Below are 15,876 nucleotides of genomic sequence, written 5' to 3'. Positions count from 1 at the left end.
CATCGCTTAACCTGCTTGGAGAGGGTTAGAGCGAGTTTCATGCCACATTCGTTCAATTAAATAAAAAGCCTTACAAATCAAGCGACTGTTTTTATCGCTAAAAACAGTCGCCGAAGGATGACGCCAGTTATTTGGCAAGCGGGCACCGCGCTTACTGTTTTTGCGGATCGAACTGTTTATCGCGAATAAACAACGCCGGGATGACGCCGCAGATGAAGTACGCGCCGCCCATTACCAGGAACCCCATGCCGATTGAGCCGTGGGACGCCAGGAAACCAATGGCTGCCGGTGCCACTGCCGCACCAATGCGCCCGATGTTGTAGGCCCCGCCCACTGCCGAACCACGAAACTTCGCCTCGAAGCTTTCGGTCATGTAGGTGGCATTCACGCCATAGGGAATCCCGTACAGGAAACCGAACACCACCAGCATCCACAAGATGTTCTCCGGACTCTGGAACAACACGATGACCGGCAGGAAGACCGCCGTGCCCAGGGCGCCAAACGCAAACACGGCGCGACGTCCCAGGCGGTCCGCCGCCAACCCCGCAAGGATCTTGCCGAAGATCATCGCGGCGTAGGTGCCGACCATATAGCTGGTCATCGACTTGAAGTTCATCCCCAGTTCGCTTTCCAGGTAGGACGGCATCCAGTTGTTCACACCGTAGTAGCCGAACTGCAGGAAGCCTGCGGTCAAGGCCCAGAGCAGGAACATGCGGCTGGCCTTGGGGTCGCTGAAGATCAGCTTGAACATGCCGTCGGGCTTTTTCTGCTGGGCTTGCCGGGTGCCATTGGCTTTCTCCTGCACGCGCTCGGCGCGTGCGGTCACCCAGGCTTGAGGCTCTGGCACCAGGCGTTGCATCAGCACGGCGAGGATCACCGGGATGATCGCCACGTAGAACAACCAGCGCCAGCCGTGTTCGGGCAGGATCCAGCCTGCCAGCAGCGTGGCGACGATGTACCCCACCGACCAGCCAGCCTGCAGGGTGCCGAGCACGGTGGTGCGGTAGCGGGTCGGCACGTATTCGGCCATCAACGTGTTGCACGCCACATACAGCGCGCCCAGGCCGAGGGAGGCGAAAAACCGCGTGCTCGCGAACTGCCAATAGCTGTGGGTCATGCCCAGGATCGCCGTGCCCACGGAGAACAGCACGATGCTCCACACCACGGTTTTGACCCGGCCGAAGCGGTCACAGGCCCAGCCCCCGTAGATGCCACCAATGGCCATGCCGGCCAGGGTGAAACTGCCCAGGCTGCCGGCCTCGACGCTGGTCAGGCCGAACTCGGCCTTGAGGCTGCTGAGGCTGTAGGACAGCAACATCAGGTCTGCGCCATCGATCAACAGACCGAGGAAGCAGAAGATAAAGACAATGATCCACAGTTTGCTTTTTGCAGGCGACAACGCGCCCGCCGATGCGGCGACTTCCATAGCGATACCTTGTTGTAGTTGTTAGGGCATTGGGTATGGGTGGTGCTCAGCGTTGCGCCGCGCGAATCATGTTGCGGGCAATCACCAGTTGCTGGATCTGCGTGGTGCCTTCGTAGAGGCGGAACAGGCGAACATCCCGGTAGAAACGTTCAATGGCGTACTCGCTGATATAGCCGGCGCCGCCATGGATCTGCACACAGCGGTCAGCGACGCGACCGCACATCTCGGTGGCGAACATCTTCGAGCAAGAAGCTTCGGTGCCGATGTCCCGGCCTTCGTCACGCTTGCGGGCGGCGTCGAGCACCATGCAGCGCGCCGCATAGATTTCGGCCTTGCTGTCGGCGAGCATGGCCTGGATCAGCTGGAACTCGGCAATCGGCTGGCCGAATTGCTTGCGTTCGATCGCGTAGTTCAGCGCGTCACCCAGCATGCGCTCGGCGGCGCCCACGCTGACGGCGGCGATGTGCAGGCGGCCTTTGTCGAGGACCTTCATGGCGGTCTTGAAACCCACGCCTTCCACGCCACCGATCAACTGGCTGGCTGGCACGCGGACGTTGTCGAAGATCACGTCGCTGGTGTGCGCGCCGTGCTGGCCCATCTTGTGATCGCGCTTGCCCAGGGACAGGCCTGGCGTGTCACGTTCGATGATGAACGCGCTGATACCGCCCGAGCCGCGGATCGCCGGGTCGGTTCGCGCCATCACCGTGAAAATCCCGGCGTGGGGTGCGTTGGTGATAAAGCGCTTGGTGCCGTTGATCACGTAGTGGTCGCCATCGCGTACGGCGGTGGTTTTCAGCGAGGCGGCGTCGGAGCCGGAGTCGGGTTCGGTGAGGCAGAACGAGCTGAGCAGCGCGCCGCTGGCCAGCAGCGGCAGGTAATGTTCCTTCTGCGCGTCGGTGCCGTCGAGCAGGATGCCGATGGAGCCGATGCCATTGTTGGTGCCGAAGTACGAACGGAAGGCCGGGGAGGTGCGCCCCAGTTCAAAGGCGATGGTCACCTCTTCCTCCATGGTCAGGCCCAGGCCGCCGTAGGCTTCGGGAATGGTCAGGCCGAACAGGCCCATGTCCTGGAATTGGCTGATGATGTCCGCCGGGATTTCATCGGTTTCGGCGACTTCGTTTTCCCGTGGGATCAGCGCTTCATCGACGAACTGCGCAATGGCGTCCACCAGGATATGCAGGGTTTGTGCGTCTCGGATCATGTGCAGCCCTCAGCGGCCCGTTCGGCGGGCCTGTTATCGTCAATCTGCCGAGGCCATGCACCTGTCCAGCTAGCGGGTGGCGGCCTCGATATTGTTCACCATGTGCTTGAGGCGGGGGCCGATGTCGTCTTCGAGTTTCTCCCGGGAGAGGTGGAAACTCGGTCCGCCACAGTTGAACGCCAGCAAGCCGTGTTGTGCGTGTCGCAGCGGTACGGCGATGGCGTTGACATCGCGGTGCCACTCACCGATCGACATGCAATAGCCGAAATCGGTGTAGTCCCGGAAGGCGCGTTCCAGCCCCTTGCGGATGTTCGGCCAGTCCTCCAGATGGCGCTGGCGGATGTGGTCGAGAATGAACTCCCGCTCGTTTTCCGGCATCGCTGCCAGGCAGGCGCGGCCTGCTGAACTCAGGTGCAACGGTAACCGTGTACCGACCTGGCGGCGCATGGTCATGTTGGCTTCGCCCTGGACCACATCCAGGTACACCGCGTCGAGGCGGTCGCGGGTGGCCATCGCGACGGCCGCCTGGGCGTACTTGGCCATGGTCTCCATCAACGGGTGGGCCACGGCGCGGATCGACAGGTTCGACAACATGGCGTAACCGAAGGCCATCACGCCCACCTCCAACTGGTACCGGCCCGACTGCGGCAGGTGCCTGAGGTAACCCAAGCGGGTCAGGGTGTGGGTCATGCGGGTGATCGTCGGTTTCGGCAGCCCGGTCTTGCGCGCCAGTTCCTGGTTGCCCAGCACACTCTCGCTCGGCGTGAAACAGCGCAGCAGTTCCAGGCCACGGGCCAGGGCGGTGACGAACTGGCGGTCCTTGTCTTCCTCCTCATCGTTGTGCATCGGGTCAATCAACAAATGCTCGAAGGCGTTGTTGCCTGCTGGGACTTGGTTGTTGTCCGAGTCCGGGTTTCGACGGCGCATGTTAAGCCTCATTTTTTTATAAAATCAACAAAACAAAATAGTATTCCGCACAGCGAAACTAAGCAACTTTTTGCTTGGCGATTATTTGATGCGATAAACCCCGATAAAACAGCAGGTTAAAGACTGTATGTGCATGAGTTCGGGTTTTTACGTTTACACCTGTGGGGACGATACTTATGATTATCGATAAATACGGAATGTTATTTCGCATAGCGAAACATGAGCAATCCAACTAACAAGAACAGTGCAGCAGGAGTCAATGTGACCAACGCTAACCCACCCGTGGTGACCCTCGACGTCCAGGACAATGGCGTGGCCGTGGTCCGTATCCATCGCCCCGAAGTCAAGAACGCCCTGAATGCCCAGGTACGTGAAGCGCTCGCCGAGCACTTCCGCGCTTTGGCTCGCCGTCAGGATGTGCGCGCCATTGTGCTGACCGGGGGCGAACAGTTCTTCGTCGCTGGCGCGGATATCAAGGAGTTCGCCGCCGCCGGGGCGATCGATATGTACCGCCGCCACACCGAATATCTGTGGGAAGCCATCAGTCGCTGCCCCAAGCCGGTGATCGCGGCCGTCAATGGTTTTGCCCTGGGCGGTGGCTGTGAGCTGGCGATGCATTGCGACCTGATCGTGGCGGGTGAATCGGCGCGGTTTGCCCAGCCGGAGGTCAAGCTGGGCTTGATGCCGGGGGCGGGCGGCACCCAGCGGCTGGTGCGGGCGGTGGGTAAATTCCAGGCGATGCGCATTGCGCTCACCGGCTGCATGGTCAGCGCGAAGGAAGCCCTGGCCATGGGCATGCTCAGCGAGATGGTCAGCGACGATCAGACGCTGCCCCGCGCCCTGGAACTGGCCGCGCAGATCGCCGCGCTGCCGCCGTTGGCGGTGGAGCAGATCAAGGAAGTGATGCTGGCCGGTGCCGACCTGCCGCTGGAAAGCGCCCTGGTGCTGGAGCGCAAGGCGTTCCAATTGTTGTTCGACTCCAGGGACCAGAAGGAGGGCGCTGCGGCGTTCTTCGAAAAACGCACGCCGCAGTACCGGGGGGAATAAGCATGAGCGACGCTATCAACACGTTGGGCCTGGTGGGCACCGGTGTCATGGGCGAGGGCATTGCGCAAATCGCTGCTCAGGCCGGTGTTCGGGTATGCCTGTTCGATGCTCGCGACGGCGCTGCGCAAGCGGCCCGTGACAACCTCGGTGGTACGTTTGCGAAGTTGGTGGGCAAGGGCAAGATCAGCCAGGCGGCGATGGATGCAGCGTTGGCCAACTTGCAAGTGGTCGACCGCATTGAGGACCTGCGCGATTGCGACCTGGTGGTCGAAGCCATCGTGGAAAACCTCGACGCCAAACGCGACCTGTTGCACCAGCTTGAAGGTATTGTCAGCCCCACGTGCATCCTGGCGACCAACACGTCTTCACTCTCCGTCACGGCCATCGCCACTGGTTGCCGGCACCCCGGGCGTGTGGCGGGCCTGCACTTCTTCAACCCGGTGCCGTTGATGCGCGTGGTGGAGGTGATCGATGGCCTGGCCACCGCGCCCAAGGTCGGTGAGGCATTGCTGGCCCTGGTTGCACGCACCGGCCATCGCGGCGTGCGCGCCAAGGACACGCCTGGTTTCATCGTCAACCACGCCGGCCGGGCCTACGGCACCGAAGCCCTGAAGATGCTGGAAGAAGGCATCGCCGAGCGCGGCGATATCGACCGTATCCTGCGCGACGGCGCCGGGTTTCGCATGGGGCCGCTGGAGCTGCTGGACCTCACCGGCCTGGACGTGTCGCACCCGGTGATGGAGTCGATCTACAACCAGTTCTACCAGGAGCCCCGCTACAAACCGTCGCCCCTGACCCGGCAGATGCTGGTGGGCGGCCGCCTGGGGCGCAAGACCGGGCACGGCTTCTATCAGTATGAACACGGCCAGCTCATCAACGGCCCGCAACCCCAGCCGGTGCCCACGGTGCAACCGCTGCCACCGGTGTGGATCGCCACGGAAAACAGTGAAGACTACGAGCGCTTGAGTGCCCTGGTGATCGACCTGGGCGCCCATCTGGAACACGCTGCGCAACCGTCGCCACAGGCGTTATGCCTATTGGCGCCTTACGGCCGCGATGCCACCAGCACGTGCGTGCACTTCGATACCGACCCGGCGCGCACGCTGTGCATCGATGTGCTGACGGACCTGTCGCGCCACCGCACGCTGATGCAAAACCCGCTGACGGCCCCGGCGATGCGCGATGCCGCTCACGCCTTGCTCGCAGCGGATGGTGTGGGCGTCACGGTGATCGGCGACAGCGTTGGTTTTGTGGCCCAACGCACCTTGGCGATGGTGGTCAACCTCGCCTGCGACATTGCCCAGCAGCGCATCGCCAGTGTCGAGGATATCGACCAGGCCGTGCAGCTCGGCCTGGGCTACCCCAGCGGCCCGCTGGCCTGGGGCGATGCCCTCGGGCCACGACGCCTGCTCACGATTTTGCAGCGCATGAGCGAGCTCACCCACGACCCGCGCTACCGCCCCAGCCCGTGGTTGCGGCGGCGGGCGCTGCTGGGGATTTCCCTGCGCCATGAAGCGCCGAAAGCCGGCTGATTTCCCAACCTCACAGGATAAGAACAATGGGTGCATTGACAGGTTTGCGGGTGCTGGATCTGAGCCGTGTGTTGGCCGGCCCCTGGTGTGGGCAAGTGTTGGCTGACCTTGGCGCGGAAGTGGTCAAGATCGAACGCCCGAAAAGCGGCGACGACACCCGTGCTTGGGGCCCGCCGTGGATGAAGACCGACACCGGTGAGTCGTCCGGCGAGGCGTCGTACTATCAGTCGACCAATCGCGGCAAGTTATCCGTGGCCATCGACATTGCCACTCCCGAAGGCCAGGAGTTGGTGCGGGCATTGGCGGCGAGTTCCGATGTGTTGATCGAGAACTATAAAGCAGGCTCCCTGGCCCGCTACGGCCTGGACTACGCAACCCTGGCCGAGCTCAACCCGCGCCTGGTGTATTGCTCCATCACCGGTTTCGGCCAGACCGGCCCGCGTGCCGAGGAGCCGGGCTACGACTTCATCATCCAGGGCATCGGCGGCCTGATGAGCATCACCGGCGAGCGCGATGACCTGCCCGGCGGCGGCCCGCAAAAGGTCGGCGTGGCGTTCTCCGACCTGATGACCGGCCTGTATTCCACCGTGGCGATCCAGGCCGCGCTGCTCAGCCGTGAGCGCACCGGCGTGGGCCAATACATTGATATGGCGTTGCTGGATGTGCAGGTCGCGACCTTGGCCAACCAAAGCATGAACTACCTGGCCTCGGGCAAGGTGCCGCAGCGTTATGGCAATGCCCACGCCAATATCGTGCCTTACCAGGTGTTCCGTGCCGCCGACCGCGACTTCATCATCGCCTGTGGCAACGACAGCCAGTTTGTCGCGCTGTGCCAGAGCATCGGCCTGGCGCATCTGCCGGACGACCCACGCTTTCGCCGCAACGCCGACCGCGTGGCCCATCGCGAAGAGATAGTCGCGCTGCTTTCGGCGCACTTTCTGGGGCGCAGTGCCGATGAGTGGGTGGCGTGTATCCATGCCTCGAAGGTGCCGGTGGGGGCGATCAACTCCATCGCGCAATCCCTGGAAGAACCCCAGGTGATCGCGCGCAACCTGATGGTGAAGATCCCCCATCCGCAGAACCCGGAGTTCGCCATGGTCGGCAGCCCGATCAAAATGTCCGGCACCCCCGTGGAGTACCAGCGGCCGGCGCCGAGGCTGGGGCAGCACACCGACGACATCCTCGGCGAGCGGTTGGGCTTGTCACCGGAGCAACTGGCCCGACTCAAGGCCCGCGGGATCGTTGAACAGCAGGGTTAGACCAGGGTGGTGCGGTCGATCTGCGCGATGGACGTGACGCCAGTCAGGGTCATGGCCACGCGCATCTCCTTGGCAAAGATGTCCAGCAGGTTTTCCACGCCGTGCTGGTCATCGGCGGCCAGCGCGTAGGCGGTGGCGCGTCCCAGCAGGCACGCCTTGGCACCCAGGGCGAGCATGCGCACCACATCCAGCCCGGAACGGATGCCGGAATCCACCAATACGGTGAGGTCATCGCCCACTGCATCGGCAATCGGCGGCAAGGCTTTGGCGGTGGACAACACGCCGTCCAATTGGCGGCCGCCGTGATTGGAGACCACGATGCCATCGGCGCCGAAACTCACCGCATCCTTGGCGTCCTGGGGGTCGAGGATGCCTTTGATGATCATCGGGCCTTTCCAGAACTCGCGGATCCACTCCAGGTCTTTCCAGCTGATCGACGCGTCGAAATTGTTCGCCAGCCAGCCGATGTAGTCTTCCAGGTGGGTGGGTTTGCCCAGGTATTTGGAGATATTACCCAGGTCATGGGGGCGCCCCATCAACCCCACATCGAAGGCCCATTGCGGCTTGGCGACGGCTTGCAGCATGCGTCGCTGTGCGGCGAACGGGCCGGACATACCCGAATGGGCATCGCGATACCGTGCGCCGGGCGTGGGCATGTCCACGGTAAATACCAGCGTCGTCACACCGGCCGCTTGCGCGCGCTCCAGCGCGTTGCGCATGAAGCCGCGGTCCTTGAGCACATACAACTGGAACCAGATCGCTTGCGCACTTTGCGACGCCACTTCTTCAATCGGGCACACCGACACCGTCGACAGGCAGAACGGGATGCCCTTGTTCGCCGCCGCCTTGGCCGCCTGCACTTCACCGCGCCGCGCATACATGCCGGTCAGGCCGACCGGGCTGAGGATCACCGGCATGTCGAGTTCCTGGCCGAACACCGTGGTCTTCAGGCTCAGGTTGTCCACATTGCGCAGGATGCGCTGGCGCAGGCTGATCTCGGCCAGGTCCGAACTGTTCGCACGCATCGTGTGCTCGGCGTAGGCGCCGCCGTCGATGTAGTCGAACAGGAAGCGCGGCAGCTTGCGCTTGGCGGCTGCGCGGTAGTCGGAGGCGGACGAGATGATCATTTTTAGAGGCTCCACGGGCAAGGTGGCTTCAGGATAGGCAATTCTCTGGCATGATAAAAACAACTTTTATCGCTGGCAGCCAGTCGCCAAAGGAATACTGATGAACCTGAGAACATTGCGTGCCTTTGTTGAAGTGGTGCGCCAGGGCGGATTTTCCCAGGCTGCCGAGGTGGTGTCCTTGACTCAATCCAGCGTGAGCAAGGCGGTCAAGACCCTGGAAGACGAACTGGGCACGCCGCTGCTCAATCGCCTGGGCCATCGCAACGAACTCACGGCGGCCGGCGAAATTGCCTACCGTCGCGCCCTGGTGCTGCTCGCCGAGCGCAATGACCTGGTGGCCGAGATCAACGACCTGTGTGGCCTCAAGCGCGGCGTACTGCGCATCGGCCTGCCGCCGGTGGGTTGCGGCGTGCTGTTCGCGACGATGTTCGCCACCTACCGCAGCCGTTACCCGGACATCGACATCGAACTGACCGAATACGGCAGCAAAAAACTGCGCGAATGCCTGGAAGCAGGGGAGGTCGACCTGGCTGCGCTGCTGCTGCCGGTGGACGAAGACTTCGACTTCCAGCCCGTGCGCAACGAACCGTTGATGGCGGTGCTGCCCATCAGCCACCCGCTGGCCCGCCTTGAACGTATCGACTTCACCGACCTGGCCGATTCGCCGTTCATCCTGTTTGAAGCCGGCTTCGCCCTCAACGCCAAGATTCTCGCCGCCTGCGAGCGCAAAGGCGTCACCCCCAAGGTGACCGCCCGCAGCGGGCAGATCGACTTCATCATCGACCTGGTCGCCGCCGGCCTGGGCGTAGCCTTCGTGCCACGCATGCTGGCGCACAAACACCAACACCCCGGCATCGCCCTGATCCCCCTGGACGAACCCCACACCGACTGGCACATCGCCCTGGCCTGGCGCGCCAGCGCCCACCTGCCACCCGCCGCCCTGGCCTGGCTGGAACTGGCCAGGGAGCACGCCGTTTCAACCGGCCATCCGGTTTAATCACGCCGAGTGCCAGAGAAAGCTTGACTTCTCCTTTTCAATCAGTAACATACGGCGCATTCCGCGATAGCTCAGTTGGTAGAGCAAATGACTGTTAATCATTGGGTCCCTGGTTCGAGTCCAGGTCGTGGAGCCAGATAGCGACATAAAGAGAAGCCTGCAGCGATGCAGGCTTTTTTTTGCCTTGGATTTCTCTGAGGGTGATCAAAGCGCACAGCGTGACCCGCATGAAGCCGTCTCTGATCCTACGATTCAGAGGGAAGCCCCATGAAAGTCGCTGCAGTGGTTTCAACCAAAGACGGCAGGGTTGGCGTAGCGAACGTCATGATTCAGCCCCTGGCGGATGACCGAAATACGCCTTGTAGGCGTGGTTGAAGTTGGCAGGGTTGGCGTACCCCAGGCGGTGGGCAATCTGCGCCACGTGCCATTTGCGCTGGCGCAGCAGGGTGCGCGCCAGTTCCAGGCGCTGCTGGCGCACGTAATCGAGCATCGATTGGCCGTACACCCGGCTGAAGGCACGTCTGAGGGTGGTCTCACCCACGCCCAGTTCCCGTGCCAGCGCCAGCGTGCCGGGTGGTTTCATCAGGTTTGCGTCGAGCTTGAAGCGTGCTTCATGTGCCAGGTCCGAATGGCTGCGCAACGGGGCCGTGGGCTTGGCCGGTTGTGGCGCCAGGTGCGTGGCCAGCTCGACCAGCACGGCCAGGCTCAGGCTTTCCTGGTTCAGCCGTTCCAACGCCCCCTGGTAGGGCGAGTGATAAAGGCGCTCGAACAAACGCCCGACGGCGCGACAGCCGTGCAGTTCTGAAAAGTGCATGCCATCGTCGAGCAGCCTGGCCAGCGATTGCAGTGACGGGTCTTCTTCGGCCAATTGGCGCAGGTAGTCGCCGCCGATGCGCAGCCCGGCCATGCGCGCACGGCTGCCGGCAGGCATCTGGTCCATGGCTTCCATGCTTTCGCTCAAGCCCAGCACATGGGGCGCACCGGGGGTGTATTCATTTAGCCGACCGTCTACCCGATGCTGCCATTGCCCACCCAGTACCTGCACGATGCACACGCTGTCGGGCAGCACCTTGTGGATGCGTAACGGTTCGGGGAACTGCAGATCGCAGTCGAAATACTGCAGGTGCGGCCGCACCGTCTGCGCACGGTAATGGCCGATCGCGCTGCCCATGACCTGCTGCGCGCTGTCATCGAATACACCGGCCTGGTCCAGGGCCTCTGGGTGATCGAAGCAGAAGTGGGTGTCCAGATAGGGGTTGCGGCGGTCCATTGGCAAAAGCGTCCGTCAGAGCGGTTGGGCAGCGTTGCATGATATCGACATCGGGCAGGCCGATCAGTTGTTGTGAGCCACGGCCTTATTATTGTGCGCCACGGCCGCACCGCTTGGCAGGCGTCGGCGCGTTGATTTCAATGGTCGGCTTTGAACTGTCGAGGAAGCCGTAAATGTTGATATATCGCAAGTGGGCAGCGCTGCTGGGCCTGGTTCTGGCCGTGATCGCGGGGCTCGCCCAGGCTGACAACCGCCCGGAAGTCGCGGAAAAAGTGCTGGCCTATGCCGGCGAAGGCGGCGTGAAAGTCTGGACCCTGCGCATCGGCGCGCGCAGTGACAATCAGGCGCTGGTGCAGGTAGAGGGCGTGGACCACGACTGGAACATGAAGATCCAGAAAATGGCCGTGGAAAAGACCGGCAAGGACACCCGCTATTCCACCACCGTGGACGGCCAGAAGTTCGTCGTGCTGGTGCTGCGTCAAGGCTGGGGCGAGCTGTACTTGCCCGGCGAAGCTCAAGCGTTGAACGTTGGCTATGACGAGTTCCTGTCCAGCCAAGGCAATGCGCAGGCATTCCTGACCGATTATTTGCAGGCCAACTGAGCAGTGGGTCGATTCGCACGGTGGTCGTGGGCACTGACGATACTGGTACTGCCGCTGGCTCTGATGGGGTGGGCCAGTCTGCAGAGCTGGCGCGCCGATGAAGTGCTGCGGGAGGCGCAAAGTGTCAACGGCGACTACGCCTGGCTGCGTGTGCGTCAGGCCCTGGCGGGGTTGGCGTACTGGCTGGCCATCGCCGCGTTGGTGGCCGGGCTCTCAACATGGCTCAAGATGCGGCTGGACGCATGGCGCGCGCGGCAATCCAAGGATTTTCTTTACGGCCGTCTGTTCCTCTGCTGGCGTGCTCTGGGCCACTGGTTGGTGGCCTACACCGGGCTGCTGGTCTGCGCGCTGGCGCTGTGCCTGCTGTATGAACTGAGCTGGGGCTGGAGCCACTTCAAGGCCGGCGGCTGGTTCATGCTGTTGGTGGCGGTGCCAGTGATTACCGTGCTCTGGACAGGCTGCCGGTTGATTGAGCGGTTGCGCCGGCAATGGCACGCCTTGGACCGGCCTTCCTCGGCGTTTCTGGGTCAAACCCTGGGGCGCGCCAAGGCAGCGGCCTTATGGGCGTGGGTTGAGCAACTGGCCAATACGGCCGGCGCGCCGGTGCCCGACCATATCGTGGTGGGCATCGACCAGGCATTTTTCGTCACCAGCGTCGATGTCGCGCTGCAACCCGCCGGTGACGTGCTCAGCGGGCGCACCCTTTACTTGCCGCTGACCTACCTCTCGACCCTGAGCCAGGCCGAAGCGGCGTCGATCATCGGCCATGAGCTGGGCCATTTCAGCAGTCGCGACACCGAACGGGGCAGCGAGATCGGGGCGCATTTCAGCCTGATGTGCCTGCACTTTTCGTATATCAGCGCTGGGGATGCCGACCCAGCGTGGGTCGAGCGCCCGGCAATCTGGATGACGCAGCGTTTCCTGCACCACTTTCAACTGGCGGTGCACCACTGGGGCCGCGCCCAGGAATTGGTCGCAGATAGGGTGGGCGGCAACATCGGCGGTGAGCGCTTATTCTGCCAGGCACTGTTACGCGTTATCGCGCTCGACGGGGAGATCCACAGGCTGCTCACCGAGCGCCACCCGAACCTGATCCAGGCCCTTGCCGACCACCTGCTTCATACACCGCTGCGTTTGGACAAGGCAGCGCTGGACCATGCCATCGCGCACCCGTTCGATACGCACCCGCCGACAGCACTGCGCATGCAGCAACTGGGCGTGCGACTGGATGACGACCTGCTGGCCCAGGCCACTCGCGTGCCTACCGAGCACGACCGCCACTGGTTCAGCCAACTCACCCATGCATCGTCCTCCGATGTCGGGCTGCCTGTATCACCGCCTATATCAATCGCTCAAGGAGAATGACCCATGACCCAACCCTCCGATCCGCTGTCGGATCTCGCCAGCACACTCAGTCAGGAATATGCCGACTCCCGCGAAGCTCAGCGCGAGCGTGCGATCGCCGAACTCGAGCAGGTCATCCATCGCGTGCCCGAGCAGACCGCATTCACCAATTCGCGCCGTTACAAGGTGCGCGGTCCGCTGTTTTTGCTGATTGCCCTGGGCTTGCTGGGCTTCGGGCTGCACCGAGGTTACAACGGCTTGGCCGTGTGTGCCGCGGTGATGGCAGTGGTGTTCGTACTGCTCACTTGGCAGCACCGCAACGCCGGGCAACATGCCTTTATGCGCCTGACCCGCCGCCAGTTGTTTGTGGACACCTTGAGTGCGCCGGTCGATCTCGTCGAAATTGCCGACGTCAGCGTCAGTGAGGAAGGCTGGCTGACGGTGCAGAAACTGATTTTGCGACCCGGTGCGCCCCTGCCTGTGCATCGCGCCACGCGACAGCTGTTCGGCAACCAGGCGCTGGCCCTGAACAAACCCCAGCCGCAGATCCTGATTCAATCCGCCGGCCTGATGCATGAGGGCCATACCCTGGATGACGACCAGATCGCAGACATCCTCAACGCCTATTGCCAAGCCGCCCAGGCCCAACAACATCTTGATGCGCTGCGCCAGGGCACGCAGCGCGATTCCTGAGCGGTTGTACGGTAGAGCCGGTTCAGGGTTGTTGAAATTGCCTCGCTGCATTGACATCCAGATCCGCAAATCAACCTGTTGAGCATTCAGTTTATGACCGTGATCGCGCCAGTTGCGATGGCCGCGATCAACATCACCAGCACGGTGCCGAAGGTCCACTTCAGCGAGACCCGCTGGTTATCGCCATAGTCAATGTCCAGCAGCCCGCACAGTAGGTAGGTGGAGGCCACCAGCGGGCTGAGCAGGTGCACTGGCTGGCCGATCAACGATGCGATGGCCATTTCGTGGGGGCCGATGCCGTAGTGGGCAGCGGTTTCGGCGAGGATGGGCAGCACTCCAAAATAGAACGCGTCGTTGGTCAGGACGTAGGTGAACGGCATGCTGAGCAGCGCGGTGATGACTGACATGCCGTGGCCAGCCTGCTCTGGCAGGATGGCGATCAGGTTATCGGAGATAGCCTTGATCATCCCGGTGCCGCCCATGATGCCGACGAAGATGCCCGCCGCAAAAATCAGCAGGGTCACGGCCAGCACGTTGTCGGCGTGCCGACCGATGACTTTCTTCTGCTGTTTGAGCGTCGGGTAGTTGATCAGGCAACCCAGGCCGAAGGCGACCATGAACAGGATCGGCAGCGGCATCAGGCTGAGCATCATCGAGCTGATGAGGGCGACCGTCAGGACCCCATTGAACAGAAATTTCGGGTCGCTCAGGCGAACGTGTGCGTAGCCTTCGAGCACCTTGTCTTCGCTGACGCTGACAATACCCAAACGGCGGTATTCCATTCGACCTAGCCACCAGGCGGCAAAAATCACCCATACACCGCCAGCAATCATGATGGGAACCATCTGTAAAAACAGCTCGGTGATGTCGACGTGCATGGCACTGGCCGCTCGCGAAAACGGCCCGGCCCACGGCAGGATGTTCATCACCCCGATGGCCAGCAGTAATACGGTGGCCATGACCTGCAAACGAATGCCGGTCAGACGATACAGCGGCAAAAAAGCTGCTGTGGCGATGATGTACGTGGTTGCGCCGTCGCCGTCCAGGCCGACGCACAACCCCAGCACGGAGGTGCCGACAACGATCTTGCGCGGGTCGCCCTTGACCAGCCGCAACAGCACCTTGATCAGCGGGTTGAACAGACCGGCGTCGGTCATCATGCAGAAATACAGGATCGCGAAGGTCAACATGATGCCGGTGGGGGCGAGCATCTTCACGCCGTCGTACATCATGCCGCCCAGTTGCGTGGCGAAACCGCCGAGGCAACCGAAGAGGATCGGCACCAGCAGCAGCGCCACCAGCGGTGAAAGGCGCTTGCTCATGATCAGGTACATGAAGCAGACGATCATGGCGTAGCTCAGAAAGATCAACATGGGCATCCCTTTTATTGGTTTTGTAGGGGGCGAGCGCGGGACGGCTCGCGTTCTTCGGGCCGAACGAAGCCGGTGCAGCAGGCGCACAGGATTCAGCGTGTTGCGGGTTTAGTGGTGCGAGAACATCGGCTGGCCGCTATGGGGCAGGTCGGCGACCAGGATGGAACCGGTAGAAGAGTCGGTGATGAACAATTGCCGATTGCCCTCGCCACCGAACGCCAGGTTGGTCAGGGTGCGGCCTTGGGTGCACGAGCGGATGCGGTACAGCGGCACGGCGTGAGGGTCGAACACCCAGACGCAGCCGTTACCGGCATCGCACACATACAGATTGCCTTCGCTGTCCAGCGCCATGCCGTCGGCGCCACTGACGCCCCCGGCCATGGCGGTGAAAATGCCCGCCTTGCTGGTGCCGCCGTCGCGTTGGATCGGCAGGCGCCAGACAGCGTTGCCCCGGGTCATCGCCACGAAGAGCGCGTTCTGCGTGAGGTCCATGACAAGGCCATTGGGGCTCGGGCCGTTGTCGATCAGACGCGTGAGGGTCTGCTTTTCCAGATCATAGGCGTAGACGCGACCGGTCGGGTCCTGCTGGCCGGTCTGGCCCTGATCGGTGAAGTACAGCTTGCCGCCGGCATCGAAGAATAGGTCGTTGACACCCTTGAAGCCTTCGCTGCGACTGTGAGTGAGGAACGGCGTCACCGCGCCGGTGTGCGGAGCGAGCGTCAGGATCCCTTGCTTGTAATCGGCGATGAAAATCCGCCCGTCGCGGTGGATTTTCAAACCGTTGGGCCAGCCATCGTACTCGGCGATCAACGTCCAGTGGCCTTGAGGGTCGATGCGCAGGATGCGGCCGTAGGGAATGTCGGTGACGTACAGGTTGCCGTCCCGGTCGAAGGACGGCCCTTCGAGAAAGCTTTTGACCTTCTGCCCTGGTTTGTTGGCGCGTACCCAGTCGGAGTCGCCGTCTTTCCAGAATGCTTCGGGCAGCGTGGTGAACACGCGGGTCGACAAATCGCGAGGCGGGGCATACAGGCTCACAGGATCAGCTCCTACGGGGGCGAACGGAAAGCACCGATCTTGC

At 62.4% G+C, this 15,876-nt stretch carries 14 protein-coding genes and 1 tRNA gene; 8 read left to right on the top strand and 7 right to left on the bottom strand.

Annotated features, from left to right (window positions below; translation table 11 throughout):
* Window positions 1-151: 151 nt before the first annotated feature.
* From BM110_RS18635 to BM110_RS18625, 3 genes are all read right to left on the bottom strand, one after another.
* Entirely contained in the window at window positions 152-1,426 is a 1,275-nt protein-coding gene (locus BM110_RS18635; RefSeq protein WP_093513966.1) for an MFS transporter, read from the bottom strand.
* A gap of 46 nt (window positions 1,427-1,472) precedes the next feature.
* Window positions 1,473-2,627, bottom strand: a complete 1,155-nt coding sequence (locus BM110_RS18630) for an acyl-CoA dehydrogenase family protein (RefSeq protein ID WP_071490741.1) — start codon at window positions 2,625-2,627, stop codon at window positions 1,473-1,475.
* 69 nt (window positions 2,628-2,696) lie between these two features.
* On the bottom strand, window positions 2,697-3,566 hold the full coding sequence (locus BM110_RS18625; protein ID WP_092243260.1) for an IclR family transcriptional regulator: 870 nt from the start codon (window positions 3,564-3,566) through the stop codon (window positions 2,697-2,699).
* Window positions 3,567-3,815: 249 nt separating this feature from the next.
* Here BM110_RS18625 and BM110_RS18620 point away from each other — a divergent pair, with 249 nt between their 5' ends.
* From BM110_RS18620 to BM110_RS18610, 3 genes are read left to right on the top strand one after another with little or no spacing between them, the layout of a single operon-like run.
* The gene (locus BM110_RS18620) at window positions 3,816-4,601 is read left to right on the top strand and encodes an enoyl-CoA hydratase (RefSeq protein ID WP_093513965.1); all 786 of its coding nucleotides are present in this window, start codon (window positions 3,816-3,818) and stop codon (window positions 4,599-4,601) included.
* 2 nt (window positions 4,602-4,603) lie between these two features.
* The gene (locus BM110_RS18615) at window positions 4,604-6,133 is read left to right on the top strand and encodes a 3-hydroxyacyl-CoA dehydrogenase (protein ID WP_093513964.1); all 1,530 of its coding nucleotides are present in this window, start codon (window positions 4,604-4,606) and stop codon (window positions 6,131-6,133) included.
* A 26-nt stretch (window positions 6,134-6,159) separates the two neighbouring features.
* Window positions 6,160-7,392, top strand: coding sequence for a CaiB/BaiF CoA transferase family protein (locus BM110_RS18610; RefSeq protein WP_092243269.1), 1,233 nt, complete (start codon window positions 6,160-6,162; stop codon window positions 7,390-7,392).
* Here BM110_RS18610 and lldD read toward each other — a convergent pair.
* Window positions 7,389-8,519 (bottom strand): FMN-dependent L-lactate dehydrogenase LldD, encoded by a 1,131-nt coding sequence (lldD, locus tag BM110_RS18605; RefSeq protein WP_093513963.1) that lies wholly within the window; start codon window positions 8,517-8,519, stop codon window positions 7,389-7,391. The two genes, BM110_RS18610 and lldD, sit on opposite strands and share 4 nt — an antisense overlap.
* A 100-nt stretch (window positions 8,520-8,619) precedes the next feature.
* On the opposite strand from lldD, the gene BM110_RS18600 reads away from it, so the two are divergent.
* Complete coding sequence (locus BM110_RS18600; protein WP_071490736.1) at window positions 8,620-9,516, top strand: LysR family transcriptional regulator; 897 nt, start codon at window positions 8,620-8,622, stop codon at window positions 9,514-9,516.
* A 60-nt stretch (window positions 9,517-9,576) separates the two neighbouring features.
* A tRNA-Asn gene (locus tag BM110_RS18595) sits at window positions 9,577-9,652 on the top strand.
* 186 nt (window positions 9,653-9,838) lie between these two features.
* Here BM110_RS18595 and BM110_RS18590 read toward each other — a convergent pair.
* On the bottom strand, window positions 9,839-10,786 hold the full coding sequence (locus BM110_RS18590) for a helix-turn-helix transcriptional regulator (protein WP_092243278.1): 948 nt from the start codon (window positions 10,784-10,786) through the stop codon (window positions 9,839-9,841).
* Window positions 10,787-10,959: 173 nt separating this feature from the next.
* On the opposite strand from BM110_RS18590, the gene BM110_RS18585 reads away from it, so the two are divergent.
* The 3 genes from BM110_RS18585 to BM110_RS18575 all read left to right on the top strand — a co-directional run bounded on the left by BM110_RS18585 (window position 10,960) and on the right by BM110_RS18575 (window position 13,425).
* Window positions 10,960-11,388: a hypothetical protein gene (locus BM110_RS18585; RefSeq protein ID WP_093513962.1), complete on the top strand. Its 429-nt coding sequence runs from the start codon at window positions 10,960-10,962 to the stop codon at window positions 11,386-11,388.
* A gap of 63 nt (window positions 11,389-11,451) precedes the next feature.
* Entirely contained in the window at window positions 11,452-12,753 is a 1,302-nt protein-coding gene (locus BM110_RS18580; protein WP_256575442.1) for a M48 family metallopeptidase, read from the top strand.
* Between the two features lie 3 nt (window positions 12,754-12,756).
* Window positions 12,757-13,425 (top strand): hypothetical protein, encoded by a 669-nt coding sequence (locus tag BM110_RS18575; protein ID WP_256575441.1) that lies wholly within the window; start codon window positions 12,757-12,759, stop codon window positions 13,423-13,425.
* Between the two features lie 86 nt (window positions 13,426-13,511).
* On the opposite strand, the gene BM110_RS18570 is transcribed toward BM110_RS18575, so the two are convergent.
* Complete coding sequence (locus BM110_RS18570) at window positions 13,512-14,798, bottom strand: CitMHS family transporter (protein WP_093513961.1); 1,287 nt, start codon at window positions 14,796-14,798, stop codon at window positions 13,512-13,514.
* A 108-nt stretch (window positions 14,799-14,906) separates the two neighbouring features.
* Window positions 14,907-15,833 carry an SMP-30/gluconolactonase/LRE family protein gene (locus BM110_RS18565; RefSeq protein ID WP_093513960.1) on the bottom strand — a complete coding sequence of 309 codons (927 nt, stop codon included), beginning with the start codon at window positions 15,831-15,833 and terminating at the stop codon, window positions 14,907-14,909.
* Between the last annotated feature and the right edge of the window lie 43 nt (window positions 15,834-15,876).

This window comes from Pseudomonas sp. NFPP28 (assembly GCF_900115535.1).
Taxonomy (GTDB): domain Bacteria; phylum Pseudomonadota; class Gammaproteobacteria; order Pseudomonadales; family Pseudomonadaceae; genus Aquipseudomonas; species Aquipseudomonas extremorientalis.
The sequence above is the reverse complement of the archived record's forward strand: the minus strand, read 5'-3'. Positions and strand labels throughout refer to the sequence as shown.